Genomic DNA, 24,037 nt, shown 5'->3' with positions numbered 1-24,037 from the left:
TTGAGGGAAAATGCTTTTATCCCTCAATGTTTCCTTTTAGCCCAATTTCCTCTGCTACCTTTCTCATGCCTTTTATAGTTTCATCTATTACATAGCTAAGGTCCATGCCCAACATTTCAACACCTTTTTCAATAATACTTCTGTCTACTCCAGCAGCAAAGCTTTTTTGGCCCCATTTTTTCTTAACAGATTTTACTTCAAGATCCAGTACACTTTTGCTTGGTCGTAAAAGAGCCGCAGCAGTAATAAGGCCTGTCAACTCATCTGTTGCATAAAGAATCTTTTCCATTCTATGGGTAGGCTCAATGTCAGAGCATATTCCCCAGCCATGGCTGACTATAGCATTTATGTAATCCTCAGGATATCCTTCTTCCTCAAGTATTTCCTTGACTTTGGAGCAATGCTCATCAGGGTACATTTCATAATCCAAATCGTGAAGCAAACCTATGACAGCCCATTTTTCTATATCTGGTTCTTCAAGAACTTCGGCGAAATGTCTCATAACACCTTCGACAGCAAGAGCATGTCTTATTAAGCTTTCGCTTTTATTATACTTTTTTAGGAGCTCGAAGGCTTCAGCTCTTGTAGGTTTATCGTTTTTCATTTTCTGACCTTCTTTCCTATTATTTTTTGCTTATATTAAAATTCATAGTAAACTTAAATGAAAAATTTGTCAACCAGCAAAATATCCATATCATACAACACAAAAATATATATAAAAATGCTAATAATATAATTGTCATCATATATGACAAATATGCTTGGAAAGGAGAGATAAAATGGGAAAGAATAGAAAACTTATTAATCTTGTAATAACTATTTTGGTGCTTTCCTTCATATTTGCTCTTGGAACTGTAAGTTTTGCTGAACCTCCCTGTGAAAATAGAAAAACATCGCCTAAGGAAGAGAGAATTAATAAAGCACTAGAAGGCTTAGTTGAAAAAGGCGTGCTCAAATCTGAAGATGTGGAAAAGATAAATAATTATTTAAAGATTGAAAGAGAAGAAAAAAGAAAAATGTTTGATCAAATGAAGGATATGACTGAAGATCAAAGAAAGGAATTTATAAAGAATTATAGAAAAAACAAAGTGGATATATGGGAAAAGATGGTTAAGGATCAGGTAATCACTCAAGAACAGGCAGATGAAATAAGAAAAGCAATGCCTCATCATAGGCAAAAAGATTATAAGAAGAAACAGCAATAAGGTTTACCGGGGTTTATTCCCCGGTTTTTTTATAATAAATAATTATACAAAGGTGTTGCAAAAATAATTATATGGTAGTATACTAAATATAATATTTTCCGAAATTAAGGAAGGTGAGTCAACCATGTTGACTTTTATATCAGTAAATTTTAATAAGAAGCATCATCACCATCATAGTAAGAGGGCTTGTATCCTAAGCATATAATAATGCATAGGTACAATCCCTGGTTCTGTTTTGAATTTAGGGGTTGTACCTATGATGGTTAAGAGATAAAAATAAAGAAGCCATATAGGTATACCTATATGGCTTCTTTATTTTTATGCAACAATGAAACAGCAAAGGAAAGGTGTAATAAATGCAATATTTGAGAATTGAAGACGAAATAGGTTATTCCAGGAAAAGATATGAAATCAGAAAAAAGATAGAAGATATGTTCTTGAATGAGGGTTATTTCCAGATCGAACCTTCCATATTTGAGGATTTTGACAGGTTTACATACCTGAATAAAAGGATCAGAAAAGAATCAATGGTTAAGGTGATAGGAGGAAGTTCTGAAGTATTAATTCTAAGACCTGATATAACAACCAGCATAATAAAGAGTCTGATACCAAGATGGCAAGAGGGTTTAAAAGTGAAGCTCTTTTACAACTCATCCATTTACAGAAATCAGGAGATAGCCAATGTTAAGGAGATACGGCAGATGGGAATAGAATACCTGGGAGAGGAATCATTGAAAGCGGATAAGGAAGTTATTTTGCTTGCATTAAAGGTATTAAACAGCTTCGACCATAGATTTATTTTAGAAATGTCAAATAGCAAGTACATCAATGGACTATTAAAGGAAATAGACATTGAAGAAAATGATAGAAAGCATATAAAAGATTTGATATATCGTAAGAATAGGCATGAGTTGACAAGTTATATAAGAACTTTAAATGTGCCAAAAAGCATTTTTGATACATTAGCAAATATTACAGATTTGCAGGGTGATATTGAGACTGTGGAGGCAAAATCAAAGCTGTATCACCTTAATGATGAGATGAAGCAAGCCTTGGATGAAATTAAAGTTCTTAATGAACTCATAGAAGAAAAAGGATATAAGAGCAATGTACAAGTGGATATGTCTATGGTCACTGAGCTGGATTACTATGATAGCCTGATTTTTAAAGGATATCTGCCAGGCTCATATAAGGACATAATCAGTGGAGGAAGATATGATTCCTTTACAAAGGTATTTGGAGAGAAGGTTTCTGCAATAGGTTTTTGCATAGATGTTGATGAATTGACAGAAATAAAGTACGAGGAGGTACAGCAAAGTTGGACTTTATAAATATAGCCCTTGCGAAGGGAAGACTTGGAGACGAAACATACAAATTATTGAAAACCATAGGCTTTGGAGAATCAATAGTTCCTGATTCACGAAAGCTTATATTTAAGGACGAGGAGAAAAAAATCAGCTTTATATATGTGAAACCGTCTGATGTGGTCACATATGTACAAAACGGTGTTGCAGATCTTGGGGTGGCAGGCAAGGATGTTATTCTTGAAAGCGACAACGATGTATATGAAATACTTGATCTGGGCTTTGGCAGATGCAAGTTTGCAGTAGCAGGAATAAAGAAAAAGGAGATCTATAAAAAGGATGAGGTGTTGAGGGTAGCTACCAAATATCCCAGGATTGCAAAAAAATATTTTGATGAAAGAGGGCAGAAAATCAAGCTTATAAAGCTTAATGGTTCTGTAGAGCTGGCACCACTAGTGGGGCTTTCGGATGTAATAGTAGATCTTGTTGAGACAGGGAACACCTTAAAGGCCAATGGACTTGAGGTTTTAGAGGAAATGTTTAACATCAGTGCCAAGCTCATATGCAACAGGGTCAGCTATAGATTCAAGTATGACAGGATCAGCAAGCTGATTGAAAGTATTAAAAAATTGGAGGGAAAGTATTGTGAGGATAATTGATATTTCAAATGGAAAGGAATTTTTCAAAAGGCTTCTTGACAGAAACAAATTGGAAATGGATGAAGTTAATAGAACAGTAGATAGAATTTTAAATGATGTGAGGCAGAATAAGGACAAAGCTCTGAAGGAATATACAAAAGAATATGACAGAGTTATGCTGGAGGAGTTATTGGTATCAAAGGAAGAAATGGATGAAGCTATAAAAAATACAAGCAAGGCTTTATTGGAGGATCTAATTAAAGCTAAGGAAAATATAGTAAAATTTCATAAAAAACAACTGAAAACCTCCTACTCACTTTACGAAGAAGAAGACATAATACTGGGTCAAATGGTAAGACCACTGGAAAGAGTGGGAATATATATCCCTGGAGGAAGGGCGGCTTATCCGTCAACAGTACTGATGAATGCTATACCTGCAAAGATAGCCGGTGTGAAAGAAATAATAATGATAACCCCTCCTTGTCCTGATGGCAGTATCAAACCTTCCATACTTGCAGCAGCATCTATTGCAGGAGTAGACAAGATATATAAGGTTGGAGGGGCTCAGGGTATAGCAGCTCTTGCTTATGGCACCGAAAGCATACCAAAGGTGGATAAAATAACGGGTCCCGGTAATATTTATGTGGCCATGGCAAAAAAGAAGGTCGCTGGTTATGTTGGTATAGATATGATAGCTGGACCCAGTGAAATTCTGATCATAGCGGATCAATGGGCAAATCCAAAGTATATAGCTGCAGATATGATTTCTCAGACAGAACATGATGAAATGGCGGCTGCCATACTGGTTACTGATTGGGAGCCTTTAGCATACAAGGTTATGAAGGAAATTGAGTCCCAACTCCAATCTATTGAGAGAAAAGAAATAGTAAAGAAGGCTCTTGAAAACTACGGTGCAATAATTGTTACCAGTTGTATGGCTGAGTCACTGGATGTGGCAAATGAGATTGCGCCAGAGCACCTGGAGATACTTACAAGAGACCCCTTTAATATATATAAAGGAGTGAAAAATGCCGGGGCAATATTTTTAGGTGAATTTTCTCCTGAACCTGTAGGAGATTACTTTGCAGGGCCCAACCATACCCTACCTACCAGTTCCACATCAAGATTTTCTTCACCATTGTGTGTAGATGATTTCATAAAGAAGACATCTTTGATTTACTATAGCAAAAACGCTTTAGAAAGATCAAAGGACTCAATTATGAGGATAGCCGAGGAAGAAGGTTTAACAGGCCATGCAAATTCTATAAGAGTGAGATTTGAGGAGGCAGAGTTGTAATGCAATCAGTGAAAGACAGCATAAAAGGATTAAAGGCTTATAGTACAAATCAGGTACCATTCAGAATAAAGTTGGATGCCAATGAAGGCAAGAACATTTTATTTAAAGATATAACTTCGGAAGGTCTGAGATTCGGAGAGGATTTCTATATCAATTTTTATCCTGATAATGATGCAATGAAGCTCAGAGAAGAATTAGGGTTTTATGTTGATGTGAATCCTGCAAATATAATGGTTGGCAATGGCTCCAGCGAGCTCATAGAGCTGGTTATAAAGACCTTTGTGGATAAGGGCGAGGCAATAATGAGTTTTGTACCCAGCTTCAGCATGTATTCAATATTCAGTCAGATACATTCTGCCAGATTCATAGGGGTGGATAGCAATGAGGATTTTACTGTTGATATAGACCTTTTGATAAAAAGAGCAAAAGAAATAAAACCTAAGCTGATATTATTATGCAACCCCAACAACCCTACTGGAAATTTGATAGAACAAAAAGATGTTAAGAAGCTGCTGGAGCAGACTGATTCTATAGTAGTGGTGGATGAAGCCTATATGGAGTTTGCAGAAGGCTCCATGGTTCAGGAAGTATCGAAATATAAAAATCTGATAGTTCTAAGGACCCTCTCCAAAGCATTGGGTCTGGCAGCCATAAGGCTTGGATATATGATAGCCTGTGATGATATCATTGAAGTGATAAACTGTGTAAGGGCTCCTTATAACCTCAATGCTATAACTCAATATGTGGGTGCTTTGGCACTGAGAAACAAAGATAAAATTCGTGGTTATGTGGAAGAAGTCAAAAGGGAAAGGACATTTTTATGCGATGAATTGAAAAAGCTGCCTTTTAAAGTGTATAAATCCCATACTAATTTCGTGCTTATTAAATCTGATATAAAAGATCTGGGAGAAAGGCTGGCAGCACAGGGGATACTTATTAGAAGTTTTTACGGGGATATGAAACAGTACTATAGAATCACTGTAGGAGACAGAAGTGAAAACGAAGAGCTCCTAAAAACACTGAAGGAGATATTAAAAAATGAGAAAGTTTAAGGTAGAAAGAAATACTCTCGAAACAAATGTAATGATAGATATAAATCTGGATGGAAGCGGAGAAAGCTGCGTAGATACAGGCATAGGTTTTTTGGATCACATGCTCAATCTGTTAGCCTTCCATGGTTCCTTGGATTTGAATATAAAGTGCAATGGAGATCTTAATGTAGACGGACATCACACCTCAGAGGATATAGGTATAACTTTAGGGCAGGCTTTTATTAAAGCTTTAGGCGATAAAAAGGGCATAAAGAGATATGGTGCCTGCTATATACCCATGGATGAAGCTTTATCCAGAGTAGTGTTGGATATAAGCAATCGTCCCTACCTGGTTTTCGATGTGGATTTTAAGTCTGAAAGACTTGGAGATATTAATTGTCAGGACTTTAAAGAATTTTTTAGAGCTTTTGTAAATGAGGCAAGGGTTACTCTGCATTTGAGTGTATTGTACGGGGAAAATGATCATCACAAGATAGAAGCGGTATTCAAGGCCTTCGGTAGGGCATTGAGGGAAGCAGTGCAGATAATAAATGACAGTGTTTCGTCATCAAAGGGGGTTTTATAGTTGATAATATTTCCGGCTATTGATATGAAGGATAATAAATGTGTGAGGCTGACCCAGGGGGATTTTGAAAAAGTTAAAGTATATTCAGATAATCCTGTTGATATGGCTGTTGAATGGGAGAAAAAAGGAGCAGAATTTTTACATCTGGTGGACCTGGACGGCGCAAAGAGCGAAGTATTTATAAATAAAAAGACCATAGAAGAAATTGTAGATACAGTTAATATTCCTGTTCAGGTAGGTGGAGGTATAAGAAGCGAAGAAAGAGTTGAAGAATTGCTAAGCCTCGGAGTAAACAGGGTGATAGTAGGTACCATGGCAATAGAGAATAAGGAACTGTTGAAAAAATTGGTATCTAAATATAAGGAAAGAATCCTGGTATCCATAGATGCAAAGGATGGAAAAGTAGCAACCAGGGGGTGGAAGGTAATAAGCAATGTTGATTCGTTAGAATTATGTAAGGAGCTTGAAGCCATAGGAATAAAAACTATAGTTTATACCGATATAGCCAAGGATGGAATGTTGGAGGGACCGAATTTTCAAATCTATCAAACTCTGATAAAAGAGACGGGCTTAAATATAATTGCATCTGGAGGTATAAGCTCCATGGATGACATAAAACAGCTTTACTCCATGAACATATATGGAGGAATAATCGGAAAGGCATTCTATGATAATAAATTGGATTTTGGGGAGGTCATTAAATGTATAAAATAAGAATAATACCATGCTTGGATGTGCAAAACGGCAGAGTGGTAAAAGGTAAAATGTTTAAGAATTTAGTGGATGTAGACAGCCCTGAAGTCTTAGGCAAATATTATTGTGACCGCGGAGCAGATGAACTTGCTTTATTCGATATCAATGCTTCCTATGAAGGAAGACAAACCACATTGGAATGTGTAAGAAAAGTAGCAAACAATATAGACATACCTCTTTGCGTAGGTGGTGGAGTGGCTAAATTAAGCGATTTTTCAGATATATTAAATAGTGGTGCAAGTAAAGTGGCTGTTAACTCTGCAGCATTGAAAAATCCAGACTTGATAAAGGAGGCTGCTTTAAAATTCGGAAGTCAGCGAGTAGTTCTTGCAATAGATGCTAAGAGAGAATCTGAAAACTCTTGGAGCGTCTATGTAAAGGGTGGGAGAGAAAAAATGAATCTCAATCCTGTTGAATGGGCAATAAAGGCTGTAAAACTGGGTGCCGGAGAAATAGTATTAAACAGCATTGACGAAGATGGCATGAAGAAAGGATATGACATAGAGCTATTGAAGAGGATAACGGAAGCAGTAAATGTACCTGTTGTAGCCTCAGGAGGAGCAGGGAAATTAGAAGACTTTTATGATGCCATAAAATATGGCGGTGCAAATGCAGTACTGGCAGCTTCTGTATTTCACTTCGGAGAGATCAAGATACAAGAACTGAAAAAGTATCTGAAGGATAGAGGAATACCCATGCTTCCGTAACTCGCAACTCGAGACTCATTACAGACTATAGAGGGATACCAAAGGCAATACAAACCAAAATTTCAGGAGGATAAAATGAATATAGATAAAATAATAGAAGAGATAAAATTTGATGATAGAGGTCTGGTGCCTGCAATAGTGCAGGATGTAAACACTAAAAAGGTGCTGATGCTTGCATATATGAACAAAGAATCCATTCGAAAAACATTAGAGGAGAAGCAAGTATGCTACTATAGCAGGAGTAGGAAAGAACTGTGGATAAAAGGAGCAACGTCAGGTAACACACAAAAACTTCAAGGCTTCTACTATGACTGTGATAAAGACAGCATTCTTTTGGTGGTAGAGCAAACTGGAGCTGCTTGCCACACAGGTGAAATTTCTTGTTTTTTTAATGAAGTAATACCTGCAGAAAATGAAGAAACAGATGTACTGAAAGAACTGTATAGTCTTTTGAGAGAAAGGAAGAGGAATCCCAAGGAAGGCTCTTATACCAATTACTTATTTGATAAAGGTTTGGACAAGATACTAAAAAAGGTTGGGGAAGAAACCAGCGAAGTTATAATAGGAGCGAAAAATAAGAACAAGGAAGAATTAGTATACGAAATAAGCGATCTTGTATATCATCTATTGGTGCTGATGGTCAATGAGAATATTTCTATAAAAGACATAAAAGATGAGCTAAGCCAAAGAAGAAAATAATTGGATAATATAACTAATACAACATAATTTATATAATATTAACAAAAAATAACTTGGTAACTAGTGTTTATGATAAAACATTAACAATAAAGAAGGATTTTTGGGAGGTTATAAAGAATATGTAAAACACTATCAAATACGGATGTAGGGAGTTAATACTATGTATAAGATTGCAGTTATATATTCTACCTATCCTGAACTTGAGAAAATTGCTCGTGAATTTACTATTAAGAAAGGCTACCATGTAGAAGTAGCAAATTGTGTCTTGGATAGGGCCGTTGAAGTTGCTAAGGAGTACGAGGCAAGAGGATTTGACATAATAATAAGCCGTGGAGCAACCGGTGCAATGATAGACAAAGCTGTAAAGACGCCAGTGGTAAACATTGAAATCACAAACTTTGATATTATAAAAGCTCTTAATGAGGCAAAGAAGCTGGGCAGGAAGATAGCCTTGTATCTTTTTGACAGAGACTTAAGATATAATGATCTTGATTTCATAAGAGAAGTGCTTAATATCAGCAAAGAGGATTTTGAAATATATTATTTTGAAAATGTATCTGAATTAAGGGAAAAGGTATCAAAAGCCTATTATAATGGAATGGAAGTTGTTGTTGGCATAGGTGCTTATACAATAGAGATAGGTAAAAGTTATGATATGAAGACTATAATGGTAAACTCTCAAAGCGAAGCTATTTACAATGCCTTTATTCAGGCGGAAAATATGATTGATGTAGTATATAAATTAAGAAAAGTAAATAGATTTTTTGATGTGCTAACACAAGAAGAAATTCTAGGGTTGATTTTTTTAGATGACAACAGGGAAATTAAATATATGAGTGATAATATATGTACTTATCTAAAAATAAATCCAAGCCTTTTTATTGGAAGGAAAGTTGATGAAGCTTTCAAGGATATACCACTTTTCAAACCTTTACTAACTGAAAAGAAAAATTATATTTCATATTGTAAAGGTAGTGATTTGTCTGTAAAAGAGATTGCATTACAGAGTGGGGGAGAAATACTAGGCTATGCTATTAAAATACAATATGCTACCTATGGCGATGATGTATTGAGCACCAAAGAACTAGAAGCAAATAATGCAAGGAGTTATGCAAATAAATCCGGATTAAAGGCTAGATACACTTTTGATGACTATATTGGAAACTCGGAAGTAGTTGTTAATCTGATAAATAAGGCCAAAAGTTATAGTAAAACTGATGCTAATATTCTGATTTCGGGAGAAAGCGGTACAGGTAAAGAGGTTATCGCTAACGGAATACATAATGAGAGTCCAAGGAGAGATGGGCCCTTCGTAGCTGTAAATTGTGCCGCTTTACCTCAGAGCCTCTTAGAAAGCGAACTGTTCGGATATGAGGAAGGAGCCTTTACAGGAGCCAAAAAGGGTGGAAAAGTCGGTATCTTTGAATTGGCACAAGGAGGTACTGTATTTTTGGATGAAATATCTGAAATAACATTAGCTGCTCAGGCCCAGCTTCTCAGAGTTATTCAGGAAAGAGTTATTATACGAGTCGGCGGGAACAAGCCTATACCTGTAGATGTTAGAATTATTGCTGCCACCAACGCAAATCTCCCTGATAGGATTAGACAAGGCCAGTTTAGAGAAGATTTGTATCACAGACTCAATGTATTAAATCTCCAGATTCCTTCTTTAAGAAATAGAAAGGAAGATATACCTGTTTTGATAAATCATTTTATCAAAAGACATTTGGGCAACAGAAGTATAGAACTACCAAGTATATTCATGAGAAAGCTTCAAAACTACCAATGGCATGGAAATGTGAGAGAATTGGAAAACTTTGTAGAGAAATTTATTATACTTTCTCAGGATACTAAGGACTATTTTAAACTGTTGGAAGAACTCTATTTTGATTTGATTAATTCTGATATGCAGACTGTTAATGATACTGAAGATAAAATCAGTATTAATATAGGAACCCTAAAGGATATGGAGTTGGAAATTATAGATGTCTTAGCCAAAAAATATTCTGATGATAAGGTTACATTGGCAAGAAAACTAGGTATAAGTAGAACGAGCCTATGGACAAAACTAAAGGAAATAGATAAAATCAATAGCTTTTAATTGATTTATGTTGATAAGAAACCGTGGGATAGGAAGCGGTAACCTTTCCACGGTTTTATTTTACACTTTGAATGTCGAATAATGATGTAAATTGTAGAATAATGTAGAATGAATTATTGTATTTCATTTTAAATTTTATTACTTTGGCACGGATTATGCAATATATATAGCCAGAAGTACTTCATTAATAAAGACAACATAAATAAAAGCCGGCATATACAGCAGCTTTGTTAAACTAGACTGATTTAAATAACAAATGGCAGATGTTCAAAAAATGAAAGTGAACGTTAAAAAAATGAACAAGGAGTAAACTGCCAATGAAAGGGGTAAAAGATAGTGCAAGTTTCAACACCAATTTCCAATGCACTAATCAAAGAGCTAAAGCCATATGACACTCTTGAAATTACAGGAGTTATATATACGGGCAGAGACGCTGCTTTACCTAGAGTTGTAAAGCTAATTGAAAGCAACAAATTAGATGAACTAGGTATTGATTTAAATGGTACTGCTATATTACACACCGCTGTAAGTGTAGCAGGAATAGGACCTACTTCAAGCAACAAGCTGGATATCGAGAGTTCCATACCTGCTCTATCAAAAGCTGGTGTAAAGATTCACATTGGTAAGGGCAGATTGACAAAAGAAACAGTAGAAGCTTTGAAAGAATATAATTCAGTATTTGCTGTTACACCACCGGTTACTGCTTTGCTAACCTCCACTGTAGTGGAAAAAAAGATTGCAGCTTTTCCGGAAGAAGGGATGGAAGCTTTTCATATGCTTCGTGTAGTAAAATTCCCCATAATAATAGCAATAGCACATGGCAAATCAATTTTTGATAAGTAGGGGGGGATAGTAGATGATTAAATACGATGAAGTTGTAAATAAAACAGCGGAAACCTTGGTTAAGGCTAGCACCACGTTTAGACCAGATCAAATAGAAGCTTATGAAAGAGCAGTTAAAAATGAAGATAATCCCCATGCAAAATGGGTTCTAAATAATATATTGGAAAATGCAAACATAGCTGAAAACAAATTGTTTCCACTATGCGACGATACAGGAATACCCCATGTATTCTTGGAAATCGGTGACGAATGCGAATTGCCTGCAGGCTTCTTTGCAGCTGTGGAAGAAGGAGTAGCCAAAGGCCTAAGACAACTGCCTGGAAGACCAATGGCTGTATTAGGTGATGATAAACAACGAATTAGTCAGTCTGCTGGCTTATCTAGTGACCCTGGAGATTTGGCCATGGCTCCTATTCAGATAAGACATATTCCAGGGAAAAAGATACAATTAACCGTTCTTATGTTGGGCGGTGGACCAGAGATAAGAGGAAAGACACAGAGGGTATTCCACAAGCACTCTGTAGATACTGTACTAGAAGAAATGATAGCATGGGCAAAGGATGGAGTGGAGAAATTAGGTTGCCAGCCTTGTATTCTTGGCTTTGGTATAGGTCGTACCAATGTTGAAGCCTCATCTCTTGCTCTAGAAGCTATGAAAAACGGAAACTTCCTGGTTCAATCAGACATGGAGAAGAAAATTACTGAAGCTGTAAATAAAGAAGGTTATGGAGCTTTAGGACTTGGCGGCAGAACTTCAGTATTAGCTACATTTATAAAAGTTGGTCCTCAGAGAGCCAGCGGTGTTAGGGTAGTTTCTTTGAGAGTAGGTTGCTGCTTTGACCCAAGAAGAGCAACAGTAGTATTTGAGGGCTAATTATATTAAATATAACAAATCATAACAGGAGGCAATACAAATGATAGTATTCAAAAATGGTACAGTTGTTACCGGTGATGGCAAAACATTATTAGAAAAAGGTCATGTAATAGTAGAAGGCAACAAAATATTGGAAGTTACAGAAAAACTTGATCCTTCTGCAGAACAGAATGCTGAAGAAGTAATTGACTGTACAGGGAAGGCAATACTTCCAGGCATGATAAACCACCATCAACATGGAGTTACATTTGGACCTATATTTGCAAGTGGAGCAGAAAACTACGGGAAGGAAAGAATTCTTGAGCTGTTAGATAGAAACCTGCTTCAGGGACATACAACAGTTATGAATGTTGATGGATTTGTAACTATGGATGAAGTGGAAGAAACACAGAAGCATCATCCAATCAGAATCAAAACAGCTACTACTCATGCTCCAATAAATCTTCAAGCTGGAATGCTTTGCGATGGTAAGGGATTGACTGAAAAGCACAAGAAAATGACAGTTGAAAAAATGCTGGAAGATGGTGCTGTATGTATAGGTGAAGTTGGCGGAGGCCATACATTAGGCGGTGGAGGACAGGACTATCTTTATATACCAAGAGCAGTTAAAAATGAGACAGGAAGAGATATAGATTACCTCCAGGCAAGAGCTATGAAGCTTTCTGTATTGGGAAGATATATAGAAGAATCATATTATGACAGGGATAGAGTAGCTAAAGCATTGAAAGAACACAACCTGGACAGCTTCCTGACCCCTGAACAGACTAGAGATATAGTTTACCGTACTACACTTGCTTCAGTAAAAGTTGCTTTAGATGGATATATGGAAGCAGCAAAACTAGCTAAAGACTTGGATGTACCATTAATGTGCCATAATGCTCCTACATCAATGAAGATAGTTCATGAAGTAGCAAAGATGGGAGTTAAGAACTTCATAGCATGTCACTCAAACTATTTATTCACTAAAGAGGAAGCTATTGAAAACACCAAGTTCCTAAAACAGTTCCCAGGTGTAATCATTGACGCAGCAGTACATGATCCATTTGGAGCTAAGAGATTGGTTGCAACACCAGAAAATCTATTTGCATTCTATGAAGAAGACCTGATAGATATTATTTCAACTGACTTTGCAGCTGGAAGCTTTAACTCAATGCTTGAAGCTATAGAGCATGGTGTTGAAAGAAATCTTGTAAGCTTGCCTAAGGCAGTAGCTCAGGGAACAACGAATGTAACAAAGGCATTGCCGAGAATCGCTCCGAACTTAGGTTTACTGGCTAAAGGATATACAGCTGACATATTAGTAACTGCTTATCCACAAGTATCGAAGGTTGAAAGAATCTATATAGATGGCAAATTGGTTGCCAAAGATGGCAAGAGGATTAACTAATTAAAATAATAAAAAATATATCCAACTAATAAACTAACCAAAATAAGAGGAGGAAGACAACATGTTAGTAAAAAAAGTAATATGCTCAGAAGGTTTAACCGGCTTCTACATGGATGACAAAGAAGCTATCAAAGAAGGAGCCAAATCAGACGGTTTTATTTACAGAGGCGAACCTAAGACCCCTGGTTTCAAAACAGTAAGACAGCCTGGACAAGCAGTATCAGTTATGTTTGTATTAGAAAATGGTGACATAGCATATGGAGATTGTGCTGTTGCTCAATATGCTGCAAGTGGCGGAAGAGAAGTGCCAAACACAGCTCAAAAATTAATAGATATCATCAATAAAGAAGTAGTTCCATATTTTGAAGGAAAAGACATTAAAGAATTCAAAAAAACTGCTGAAGAATTTGACAGAAAACTGTTCAACGGCGTTAGATTACCTGCACCAATCAGATATGGTGTAACTCAGGCAATATTGGAAACAGTAGCTAAAGAACAGCATTTAACAATGGCTGAAGTTATAGCTAACGAATACGGACTTGAGTTGGAATTAAAACCTGTAAGAATCAATGCACAATCAGGTGACGAGAGATACACAAATGTTGACAAGATGATCTTAAAGCAGGTTGGCATGATGCCTCACGGATTAATAAATAATGTAGAAGAAAAGCTAGGCAAAAACGGTGAGATATTCTTAGAATGGGTAAAATGGGTTAAAAACAGAATTCAAGACATTGGCGATCCAAACTACAAGCCTGTAATGAGATACGATGTATATGGATGTATAGGCAAGGCATTTAACAATGATTTGGACAAGGTTGTAGATTATTTGATAGAAGTAGAAAAAGCATGCGCACCATATGAAGTATTTATAGAAATGCCTATAGACTTAAAATCCAATGATGAGCAGTTAAAAGGAATGAAGTATCTCCGAAGAAAATTGGACGAAGCTGGTTCAAAGTTGAAATTGATAATAGACGAGTACGCAAATACCTATGAAGAAATCGTACAATGGGTAGACGCAAAGGGTGCGGATATGATACAGGTAAAGACTATCGACCTTGGCGGAATTAACAACATAGTTGACGCAGTTTTATATTGCAAAAAGAATGGAGTATTGGCATACCAAGGTGGTACTTGCAACGAGACAGACAAATCTGCACTAGTTTGTGTTAACTTGGCAGTTGCAACTCAGCCTTTCGCAATGGCAGGTAAGCCAGGAATGGGTGTTGACGAAGGCGTTATGATAGTAAACAACGAACAGCAAAGATTGCTTGCACTTCTTAAAGCGAAGAAAGAAGGCTTAATTTAACTAAGAGGAGATTGGTAAATGATACAGGTAGATTTAGATAAATGCAAAGGTTGTAAAATATGCGAGAAAAACTGTCCTATTGAGGCAATCAAGGTCATTGACAAAAAAGCTCAGGTCAGCGATGAATGCGTAAACTGTAAAACATGCATAAAGCTATGCAAATTCGATGCTCTAACAGAAACTAAGCCACAAAAAGAAGTGCTTCTTTGCACAAAATGTGGTGTTAAATGTGAAATCCCCAATGGTTTATTTGGTGCTTGCAAAAGATTCATAAATGACAATGGGGAATTGGTTAGAAGCAGACCCTTGCAAATACCTGAAAAGACACCTGTAGATACGGAAAAAATAGCTATCAGCAAACCTCTTGTAACAGCAGTGGGAGCCGGAGCCAGCTATCCGGATTACCATCCGGCTCCCTACATTGTTCAGGAAAACATCAATGATTATGATGTTGTTACTGTAGTTACTGAAGCTCCCGTATCCTATAGCTCCATGATGGTGAAGATTGATACAAACTGCCATATAGGCGATGAAGGAGCTCTTGTAAGAAGAGATGGAAAGGTTGTTGGTATACTAACAACTGAACAATATGGATCACACATTCTCATCATCGGTGGAGTAAACAGGGTTAAAGGTCCTGATGGAATGTTAGTTGTTAAGACGATGACCCAATTAGGAAATAAGGAAAAAGTAGATTTAAAAATTGATAATGGTGTTTCCTTGGAAATTCAAGTGGGAGAGGCACCCATAATCAATGGAGAAAAAGATGACAAGATGAGAGTGGGATGCGGCGGTGCGTGCTGCGGACTATTTGCAAAACATCTGGGCAAGTTGGTTGATGAAGCCATTATATTAGACCATCATATTACAGGTTTGTTTACAAGACATCCTGCAGGAGCAGAACAACTTCCTTATAGCGGTGTAACACCTGTTGGAAGGTTAGCAACCCCGGGTAGATACTTCTTCGAACATGGTGATGGATGGGGCGGAACAAATATCAAAGAACCAATTGAAGCTATCAAATCCATTGACATGAATTATGCAAAGCCTGGAATGAAAATATTGGTAGCGGAAACCACATGGAGAAAAGTAGCATTATTTGAAGTGAGTGAAGAAGGTAAGCCGGTGCAGATCCCTCTCACAAAGGAATTAGAAGAGTTTGTAGCTATGGCAGCTAACAATTGTGAAGACAGTCGTGTGTCTGCAATGTACTATGCAGGAGTAGGTGGCAGTGCAAGAGCAGGAGTAACCGTTGACCCAATAAAATTGACTCAAGCAGTTCATAAAGGAGATGCTGTTCTGACAATAGCAGGCGCTCCAGCATATGTTATGCCGGGTGGAGGAATAACCTTCTTGGCAGATGTAGAGAAAATGGTAGAAAAGCCGTTTAATTATACAGCATCACCTGCAGTGTTGGCTCCAATTGAATACACCATAATAAAAGAAAAATATGCAGCAATTGGAGGTCACATTAAAGCTGTTAGAAAAATGGAAGATGTCCTAAAGGAAAACCGTTATCAGATGGTTAGGCTATAACAACTATATAAGAAGGCAGGTGTATGTGTAAATGCTAAAATATTTAGCTAACATCAAAAAAGAAGGACAGAAGCGAAAACTTACAGGAAGGGATAAAAAAATAATCAGTGTCATAGCGATAGCAATGTCGCTGTATCAGCTTTGGCAGAGCACATTCTCTAGCATTCAGCCACTGCTTCATTACTGTATACATTTAACATTTATTCTAGTGCTAGGATATATGCTTTATACACCCTATGAAGGCTGCGACAGGACCAAGGTTCCTAAGTTTGATTATGTGCTGGCAATATTGGCAGCATTATCCGGCATATATTACGCAACTCAGGTGCCTAGATATTTGCTTAGATGGCCTCAAGTTGATCCATTAACTACGCTAGATGTTATAGCAGGTATAATCCTTGTTCTGTTTGTTATAGAATCCACAAAAAGAACAATGGGCATGGTTTTACCATCTATAGGTATAATATTTCTTCTATATGCGTTGTTTGGACATTTAATTCCTGGAAATTTGGGACATAGACAGATATTGCCTATAGATGTTCTGGATCAATTGGTATTCACTACAAATGGTATATTTACTTCACCTATTGTAGTTGCATCTACTTATGTATTTCTGTTTGTATTGTTTGGATCTTTCTTTGCAAACTCAGGTGCTGGAGACTTTTTCTATAAGTTCTCAATGGCAGTAGCTGGAAGATATACAGGTGGTGCTGGTAAAGTTGCTGTAGTAGCCAGTGCATTATTTGGAACAATCAATGGAAGCCCCACAGCTAATGTTGTTACTACTGGTTCCTTCACTATACCAATGATGAAAAAGATTGGATATGATCCATTATTTGCTGGTGCTGTATCAGCTGTTGCTTCAACAGGTGGTGGAATACTGCCTCCAATAATGGGAACAGCGGCATTCTTAATGGTTGAAATGGCAGGAATTCCTTATCTTGAAATAGCGGTTGCCGCTGCGCTGCCTGGTATACTGTATTATCTGGCACTTGGTATGATGGTACATTTCAGAGCAAAGAAATTGGGATTAACAGGAGTTGATCCAAAGGAACTACCCCCAGTAGGAAAAACATTAAAAGAAGGATTTCCATTTATCCTTCCTCTAGTAGTTTTAGTAGCAATGCTTATGAAAGGTTATACTCCATCATTGGCAGCTGTTGCTGGAATAATAACAGTAGTTGCTGCCAGCTATTTCAGAAAAGAAACAAGAATGTCCTTGCAAAGTATACTAAAATCTTTGGAAGATGGAGCTCTTCAAGCAGTTATAGTATCTTTATCCTGTGCTATTGCCGGTATAGTAATCAATGGATTGATGATAACTGGCTTAGGTGGTAAGATTGCCAGCCTTGTTCTAAGCATAGGTGGAGGAAGCATACTTGGTGCATTGTTGATAACTGCAATATTATGCACAATACTGGGAATGGGTATGCCTGTTGCAGCAGCATATGCCCTTACAGTATCATTGGCAGTACCTTCATTATATGAACTTGGAATAACTCCAATGGCTGCACATTTGTTTGTAGTTTACTTCTCAACATTATCAGCTATCACACCACCAGTTGCAGTTGCAGCATATGCAGCAGCTGGTATAGCGGAAGCCAATGCATCTAAGATAGGCTGGTATGCCTGTTGGATGGGTATAGTATCCTTCATAGTACCATTCATGTTTGTATTCCAGCCAGCGCTATTGCTTGATGTAAATAACTTCGGACTTGACACAGTATGGGTAATGGCTACAAGCATTCTTGGAGTTATATCTATAAGCGCAGGAATGGAAGGTTGGCTTAAGAATAAGGTGGGCATGGTTGGAAGGGTACTTTTATTCATAGCTGGTTTGATGATGATGTACCCAGAATCCATTACTGACTATATTGGTCTAGGTGTATTTGCTGTAATATTCGTTATGCAAACTGTAAAAGCCAAATCAAAAAATAGCAGTTTAGCTAGTTAAGCTGTTATTATATAAAGGCTTCAATAAAAAACATTTAAAATCATTGAAGCCTTTAATGAAATGCATGTTTACTATGCATTAAAATCAATTTATGAAAGGGGTATCTTATGAAAAACAGATTCACAAAAGTCACAAGTTTGATTATTGCCATTATCATGGTAATGAGCCTGATCACTGCATGCTCAGGAGGAGGTCAAGAGAAAGCACCAAACGAAGGTTCACAGCAAAGCGGTGAGTTTAAGGAACCTGACAAGCTAAATGTTACTATTGTTGGTGGCTCTATCGGTGGAGCTTGGGCTGCTATCGGCGAAGGCGTAGGAGAAGTTATAAGAAGAAGCTATGCTGGTTCCAACACTGCCTATGAAGTTGGACAAGAAGCTGCCAATCTTGCATTGGTTTCAGCTGGAAAAGTTCAATTAGGTATAGCTCATACTGGTCTTATAAAGATGGCTTCAGAAGGACAGGCTCCTTTTAACAGAAAGATGGAAAATCTGAGAGCTCTTACAGTATTATACGGAGAAGCAGCAGAACACTTCCTGATAAAAGCTGATACTGGAATAACAAGCTTTGAAGATTTGAAGAACAAAAAATATCCCTTAAAAGTAAACTTTAATACAGCAGATTCTTTCATGGAAATAGTAGGTAAGAAATGTCTTGAAGCTAATGGTATAACCTACGAAGATTTAAAATCATGGGGCGGAGCAGTTGATTTCATGTCAATGGGTAATTCAATTGACTTGATGAGAGATGGAAAACTTGAAGCATACAGTAATGTAATTCAGGTTCCTTCCAGCCACATAGTTGACGCTTCAACAAACTTAAAGCTCAATCTTCTTCCAATGACAGATGAAGCTATTGAGAAGGTAAATGCGGAGCTTGGTACTTATAAAACAACTATTTCTAAAGAGAAATACAGCTTCCTTAATGAAGATGTACCAACAGTAGCTGCAACAGTTGTTTTGTTTGCAAGCACTGACCTTACAGATGGAGAAGCTTATGCTATTGTAAAAGCTATTGATGAAAACATGGACTACTTCAAGGGTATACATGCATCATTGGGAGATCTTACTCTTGAGAAGATGACAGAAGTTGCTCCTGTGCCATTACATCCAGGTGCAGAGAAGTACTACAAAGAAAAAGGAGTTTTATAATAAGAATAATAAAATTTGGGGCTCTATTACCTGACCTGATGGTTTAGGCCCCTTAATTTCAATCTATTTGGAAGGGATCTGGATTTGTCTTGGAAAACAAGTTTAATGTAATAAAAGAAGGAAAAGTATTGGTAGATCATGGACCCATAACCATGGTTATTGAGGCAAGACTTAAAGGCCAGCCATATACTCATGCTGCTATAGCAGGAGCATATGAAGCAATAGAATTACTAGATAAGCTTTCAAGCCAATTATATGTAGCAAAGAAATATATTAAAGACATAGCATTTGACAATAGACATGAATATCCATTAGTTCTAAAAAAAATGATTGAATCTGTAGAGCTTTTAGAAGAACCAGACTTTACACCAATGGCTTCGGTAGCTGGGACTTTTGCAGATATGGTTAAAGCAAAGGTATTTGAAGCAGGAGCAGATTACGCGTTAGTCAATAATGGAGGGGACATATCATATCAGATACCAGATACAGAAGAGCACATGAGGATTGGGGTAATAAGTGATCTATCCAATAGCAGACCAACGCATGTCATCAAAATTAACGCAAATAGTGGAATAAAAGGAGCCTGCACCAGTGGTTTTGGAGGCAGGAGTTTAACAAAAGGAGTTGCTTCCTCGGTGACAGTGTTGGCGGCTTCAGGGAGCTATGCAGACGCTGCAGCTACATCAATAGCAAATGCTACAGACTGCCAGGACCCTTCCATAATAAGATGTTTAGCAGAAGAATTGGATTATTCAACAGACATAAGAGGTCAATTGGTCACCAAGCACATAGGAGATATGGAAAAGTGTAATATGGAAACTGCAGTCAGGAATGGTTTGAAGAGAGCAAAAGCACTGTATGATAAAAAAATGATACTAGGTGCTGTAATATTTCTCAAAAATTATATGGCTGTTTATCCCGAGGAACCAACAGATTTCACTATCAGTGCAATATACTAAACAAAACTATATATACGGAGGTATATGCATGAAAAATGATTGTTCATATATAGGATGTAAACAAGAATTTATAGATGCTAAGGAAAAAGTAACAGGAAAAGCTAAATATTTGGACGATATGACTTTGCCTGGTATGCTCTACGCTAAGATTTTACGTTCTCCACATCCCCATGCCAGGATATTGAGCATAGATGTATCAGCAGCTGAGGCACTTCCGGGAGTTAAAGCAGTATTAACCGCCAAGGATTGTCCCAATAACAGATTTGGTTTGGAAATTACTGATGTAACTATGCTAGCCACAGATAAAGTCAGATATGTAGGAGATGAAGTTGCAGCTGTAGCAGCAGATACTGAAGAAATCGCAGAAGAAGCTATAAAATTGATAAAAGTTGAATATGAACTATTGCCAGTTGTGGATGACCCGGAAAAAGCAATGCAGCCTGGAGCACCTTTGGTTCATGAAAATGTAAAAAATAACATTGCAAAAGAATATCACCTTTCAAGAGGTAATGTAGAGGAAGACTTTGCTAAATGTGATTATGTGTTTGAGGATGAGTTTAGTACTCACAGAGCATCTGGATGTTATATGGAACCTTTTGGTGCTATAGCTAAATGGGAAGAAAATGGAAGGCTTACAATTTGGACTGGTCTTCAATCTGTATTCCAAGGAAGAAATGAGATAGCCAAAGCACTAGGAATTGATCCAACAATGATTACAGTGAAATCACCCTTTGTTGGTGGTGGTTTTGGAGCAAAAATATGGATTAGAAATTTTCACCCAATAGTAGCAGTACTAGCTAAAAAGGCTAATGCACCCGTTAAGTATGTATTGACAAGAGAAGAAGAAATGCTTACTACCAGACCAAGAGTAGCACCTAGAATAAAGTTAAAATTAGGTATGATGAAGGATGGTACTCTTGTAGCAAAGCAAGCTACAGTAATTGCTGATAATGGCGCCTACAGTTGGGCTGCTCCCAAAATATTGCTCAATCTGTCAATGAGAACAGATTGCTTGTATAGATTTAAATCTACAAAAACAGATTCTTACTTGGTATATACAAATCTTATACCCACAAGTGGTTTTAGAGGTTATGGAAATAGTCAAATGCACTTCGCTTTGGAATCCTTTATAGATACTTGCTGCAGAAAAGTAGGTCTTGATCCTGTAGAAGTTAAGCTGAAGAATGCAGTACAGCAGGGAGATTTGACTCTACATGGATGGAAAATAAAAAGCTGTGGTCTTAAAGAATGTATTGATAAAGCACATAAATATATTCAGGAAAACAGATTGCCAAAAGAAGATCAAAATGGACGAATAAAGCGTGGTATTGGTGTAGCCTGCATGACTCACGTTTCGGGAAACAGAGGAGGAGACAAATTTGACGGCTCTTCTGCAATGATACGTATACATGAGGATGGAAAAGTATTTGTCTTTTCTGGTGAAGCAGATCTGGGGCAGGGTTCAAGAACAGTATTTGCTCAAATAGCTGCAGAAGTTTTGGGAGTAAATATATCAGATATAACTGTTATGCCTCTCGATACCGATGTAAGTCCATTTGGACTAGGTACTTACTCAAGCAGAGTAACAACTGTCGGAGGAAAAGCAGTATATCTAGCTGCACAAAAAGTAAGAAAACAGGTAATTGAGTTTGCTTCCAAGAAGTTAGATAAACCAGAAGACAAGTTGATTATAAAGAATGGCAACATAGTATTTACAGAAGATGAAACCATTAGTATAACTCTGAAAGAGTTATGTAACTTAGGAATAAGAACAAGAGAAGCCATACCCTTTACTGCCTATATAACATATGATCCACCGACTGAGGGTACAGACGCCAACTTCTACGGAGATTATTCCAGCGCTTACACATATGGAGCACACGGTGTAGAAGTAGAAGTAGATACAGTAACAGGACAAGTAAAGGTTCTTAGAGTAGTTGCAGCCCATGATGTGGGAAAAGTTATAAATAAGAATGGCGTAGAAGGCCAAATTAATGGCGGTGTTGCACAAGGTATAGGTTGGACATTATATGAGAATATGGTGTTCGACAATGGCAAACCTCTTACAAATGGTCTTAAGAACTATATATTAATGACAATAAAGGATATGCCTAAAATTGAAAGCGTAATAGTAGAAACTAATGATCCAATAGGACCTTTTGGTGCCAAAGGTATCGGTGAGCCAACACTCATACCAACTGGTCCTGCAATAGCAAATGCCATTGAAGATGCAGTAGGAGTAAGAATAAAGGATCTACCTATAATGCCTGAAAATGTATTCTGGGCTATCAATGAAAAGGGGGATAAGCAATGAAGGTTGAGAACTATTTAATACCAAAGACCACACAGGAAGCAATTGGTTATCTCCGCCAATATTCCGGGGAAGCAAAAATAATTGCTGGGGGCACAGACCTGATGCTTTGGCTAAAGGAAGGAAAAGTTCAAGCTAAGGCTCTCATAGATGTAACAGAGATAGATGATTTGAGACATATTACATTTACAGGAGATAAGCTGATCATAGGAGCCGCCGTAACCCATGCAGAAATTGCCGCTAATAAAGACATACAGGAAAACTTTTCTTCTTTATCAGATGGTTGCAGATATGTGGGTTCTCCCCAGATAAGAAATATTGGAACTGTAGGAGGAAATATTGTAAGCGCTCAGCCTGCTGCTGACTCAGTAATTCCTCTTATAGCTTTAGGAGCCAGATGTGAAATATTGACACAGGATGGTATAAAAGAAGTATTGCTGGAAGAACTTCATGAAGGTGTAGGCAAGAGTAAGATAGATAGCACAAAAGAGATTCTTTTAAGGATTATAGTAACAAAACCTGAAAGAAAATATGGTACTGCATTGACTAGATTTGCTGCTAGAGAAGCATTGGCTTTACCTATGGCTAATGCAGCAGTAAAGTTGGAAGTGGAAAATGGTAAAATCAAAGATGCCAGAATTGCTATAGCGCCTGTGGCGAAGACTCCTTTCAGACCTAAGAGCGCTGAAGAATACCTGGTAGGTAAAGATATAAATGAATCAGATATAGCAAAAGCTGCTGCAAAACTTGCATCACAGGAAGCAAATCCAAGGGATAGTTTACTGAGAGGTTCCAGCAAATACAGAAAGGCATTAGTAGAAGACCTGGTGAATAAAGCACTTGATATTGCAGTAACAAATATACTGCAGGATGTGGAGGTGCAATAATATGATGACTTTAAGCTTTAACTTAAATGGTAAAGAGACTAAAGTTGAAATAAACCCATGGGATACATTAGCCAATGTACTGAGAAGAAATTTGATGCTTACAGGTACAAAAAAAGGTTGCGAAGAAGGTGAATGCGGAGCTTGCACAGTTTTGCTTGAAGGGAAGCCGGTAAACTCCTGCATAGTACCTGCTGCTAAGGTACAGGGCAAAAAAGTTGTTACCATAGAGGGATTATCAGATAATGGAGAACTTCATCCAATACAGGAAGCTTTTATAGAAGCTGGCGCAATTCAATGCGGTTTTTGCACTCCTGGTGTAGTTCTGTCAGCAAAAGCCCTATTGGATATGGATATAATGCCAAGTGAAGAAGAGATTAAGCAAGAACTTTCTGGACATTTATGCAGATGTACTGGTTATGTACAATTCATTGAAGCTGTTAAATTAGCATCAGCTAAACTACAGAAGAAAAACTAACGAACTAAATATAATGAATTCTTTCAT

General features: G+C 37.3%; 22 protein-coding genes. 21 read left to right on the top strand and 1 reads right to left on the bottom strand.

Features of this window, described 5'->3' with window-relative positions:
• Positions 1-16 precede the first annotated feature (16 nt).
• Positions 17-604, bottom strand: coding sequence for an HDIG domain-containing metalloprotein (locus ACESM9_RS02735; RefSeq protein WP_372995044.1), 588 nt, complete (start codon positions 602-604; stop codon positions 17-19).
• 175 nt (positions 605-779) lie between these two features.
• Here ACESM9_RS02735 and ACESM9_RS02730 point away from each other — a divergent pair, with 175 nt between their 5' ends.
• The 21 genes from ACESM9_RS02730 (at position 780) to ACESM9_RS02630 (ending at position 24,010) form a co-directional block, all read left to right on the top strand.
• Complete coding sequence (locus ACESM9_RS02730) at positions 780-1,205, top strand: hypothetical protein (RefSeq protein ID WP_372995042.1); 426 nt, start codon at positions 780-782, stop codon at positions 1,203-1,205.
• 356 nt (positions 1,206-1,561) lie between these two features.
• Entirely contained in the window at positions 1,562-2,536 is a 975-nt protein-coding gene (locus tag ACESM9_RS02725; protein WP_372995040.1) for an ATP phosphoribosyltransferase regulatory subunit, read from the top strand.
• Complete coding sequence (hisG, locus tag ACESM9_RS02720; protein WP_372995038.1) at positions 2,524-3,168, top strand: ATP phosphoribosyltransferase; 645 nt, start codon at positions 2,524-2,526, stop codon at positions 3,166-3,168. The genes ACESM9_RS02725 and hisG overlap by 13 nt, the downstream gene beginning before the upstream one ends.
• Positions 3,152-4,444, top strand: a complete 1,293-nt coding sequence (gene hisD / locus ACESM9_RS02715) for a histidinol dehydrogenase (RefSeq protein ID WP_372995104.1) — start codon at positions 3,152-3,154, stop codon at positions 4,442-4,444. The genes hisG and hisD overlap by 17 nt, the downstream gene beginning before the upstream one ends.
• On the top strand, positions 4,444-5,496 hold the full coding sequence (gene hisC, locus ACESM9_RS02710; RefSeq protein ID WP_372995036.1) for a histidinol-phosphate transaminase: 1,053 nt from the start codon (positions 4,444-4,446) through the stop codon (positions 5,494-5,496). The genes hisD and hisC overlap by 1 nt, the downstream gene beginning before the upstream one ends.
• Complete coding sequence (gene hisB, locus ACESM9_RS02705) at positions 5,483-6,061, top strand: imidazoleglycerol-phosphate dehydratase HisB (RefSeq protein WP_372995034.1); 579 nt, start codon at positions 5,483-5,485, stop codon at positions 6,059-6,061. The genes hisC and hisB overlap by 14 nt, the downstream gene beginning before the upstream one ends.
• Complete coding sequence (hisA, locus tag ACESM9_RS02700; protein ID WP_372995032.1) at positions 6,062-6,775, top strand: 1-(5-phosphoribosyl)-5-[(5-phosphoribosylamino)methylideneamino]imidazole-4-carboxamide isomerase; 714 nt, start codon at positions 6,062-6,064, stop codon at positions 6,773-6,775.
• Positions 6,763-7,521 (top strand): imidazole glycerol phosphate synthase subunit HisF, encoded by a 759-nt coding sequence (gene hisF, locus ACESM9_RS02695; protein ID WP_372995030.1) that lies wholly within the window; start codon positions 6,763-6,765, stop codon positions 7,519-7,521. The genes hisA and hisF overlap by 13 nt, the downstream gene beginning before the upstream one ends.
• A gap of 75 nt (positions 7,522-7,596) precedes the next feature.
• Entirely contained in the window at positions 7,597-8,220 is a 624-nt protein-coding gene (hisIE, locus tag ACESM9_RS02690; RefSeq protein ID WP_372995028.1) for a bifunctional phosphoribosyl-AMP cyclohydrolase/phosphoribosyl-ATP diphosphatase HisIE, read from the top strand.
• A gap of 160 nt (positions 8,221-8,380) precedes the next feature.
• On the top strand, positions 8,381-10,321 hold the full coding sequence (locus ACESM9_RS02685) for a sigma 54-interacting transcriptional regulator (protein ID WP_372995026.1): 1,941 nt from the start codon (positions 8,381-8,383) through the stop codon (positions 10,319-10,321).
• 336 nt (positions 10,322-10,657) lie between these two features.
• The gene (locus ACESM9_RS02680) at positions 10,658-11,164 is read left to right on the top strand and encodes a fumarate hydratase C-terminal domain-containing protein (RefSeq protein WP_372995024.1); all 507 of its coding nucleotides are present in this window, start codon (positions 10,658-10,660) and stop codon (positions 11,162-11,164) included.
• 13 nt (positions 11,165-11,177) lie between these two features.
• Positions 11,178-12,038: a fumarate hydratase gene (locus ACESM9_RS02675; RefSeq protein WP_372995022.1), complete on the top strand. Its 861-nt coding sequence runs from the start codon at positions 11,178-11,180 to the stop codon at positions 12,036-12,038.
• A 40-nt stretch (positions 12,039-12,078) separates the two neighbouring features.
• On the top strand, positions 12,079-13,425 hold the full coding sequence (locus ACESM9_RS02670; RefSeq protein ID WP_372995020.1) for an amidohydrolase: 1,347 nt from the start codon (positions 12,079-12,081) through the stop codon (positions 13,423-13,425).
• A 61-nt stretch (positions 13,426-13,486) separates the two neighbouring features.
• A complete protein-coding gene (locus ACESM9_RS02665) occupies positions 13,487-14,737 on the top strand; it encodes a methylaspartate ammonia-lyase (RefSeq protein ID WP_372995018.1) in 1,251 nt (416 codons plus the stop codon).
• A gap of 18 nt (positions 14,738-14,755) precedes the next feature.
• Entirely contained in the window at positions 14,756-16,273 is a 1,518-nt protein-coding gene (locus ACESM9_RS02660) for a 4Fe-4S binding protein (protein ID WP_372995016.1), read from the top strand.
• Positions 16,274-16,304: 31 nt separating this feature from the next.
• Entirely contained in the window at positions 16,305-18,227 is a 1,923-nt protein-coding gene (locus tag ACESM9_RS02655; protein WP_372995014.1) for a TRAP transporter permease, read from the top strand.
• A 107-nt stretch (positions 18,228-18,334) separates the two neighbouring features.
• Positions 18,335-19,378: a TAXI family TRAP transporter solute-binding subunit gene (locus ACESM9_RS02650; protein WP_372995012.1), complete on the top strand. Its 1,044-nt coding sequence runs from the start codon at positions 18,335-18,337 to the stop codon at positions 19,376-19,378.
• 89 nt (positions 19,379-19,467) lie between these two features.
• Positions 19,468-20,337, top strand: a complete 870-nt coding sequence (locus tag ACESM9_RS02645; RefSeq protein ID WP_372995010.1) for a UPF0280 family protein — start codon at positions 19,468-19,470, stop codon at positions 20,335-20,337.
• A 28-nt stretch (positions 20,338-20,365) separates the two neighbouring features.
• Positions 20,366-22,651 (top strand): xanthine dehydrogenase family protein molybdopterin-binding subunit, encoded by a 2,286-nt coding sequence (locus ACESM9_RS02640; protein ID WP_372995008.1) that lies wholly within the window; start codon positions 20,366-20,368, stop codon positions 22,649-22,651.
• The gene (locus tag ACESM9_RS02635) at positions 22,648-23,535 is read left to right on the top strand and encodes an FAD binding domain-containing protein (protein WP_372995006.1); all 888 of its coding nucleotides are present in this window, start codon (positions 22,648-22,650) and stop codon (positions 23,533-23,535) included. Before ACESM9_RS02640 ends, ACESM9_RS02635 begins: the two co-directional genes overlap by 4 nt.
• Position 23,536: 1 nt before the next feature.
• A complete protein-coding gene (locus ACESM9_RS02630) occupies positions 23,537-24,010 on the top strand; it encodes a (2Fe-2S)-binding protein (RefSeq protein ID WP_372995004.1) in 474 nt (157 codons plus the stop codon).
• The last annotated feature ends 27 nt before the right edge of the window (positions 24,011-24,037 follow it).

Origin of the sequence: Lutispora sp., from assembly GCF_041687175.1 — a bacterium.
Taxonomy (GTDB): Bacteria; Bacillota; Clostridia; order Lutisporales; family Lutisporaceae; genus Lutispora.
Note: the sequence above shows the minus strand (reverse complement) of the source record. Positions and strands in the feature narration are given on the sequence as shown.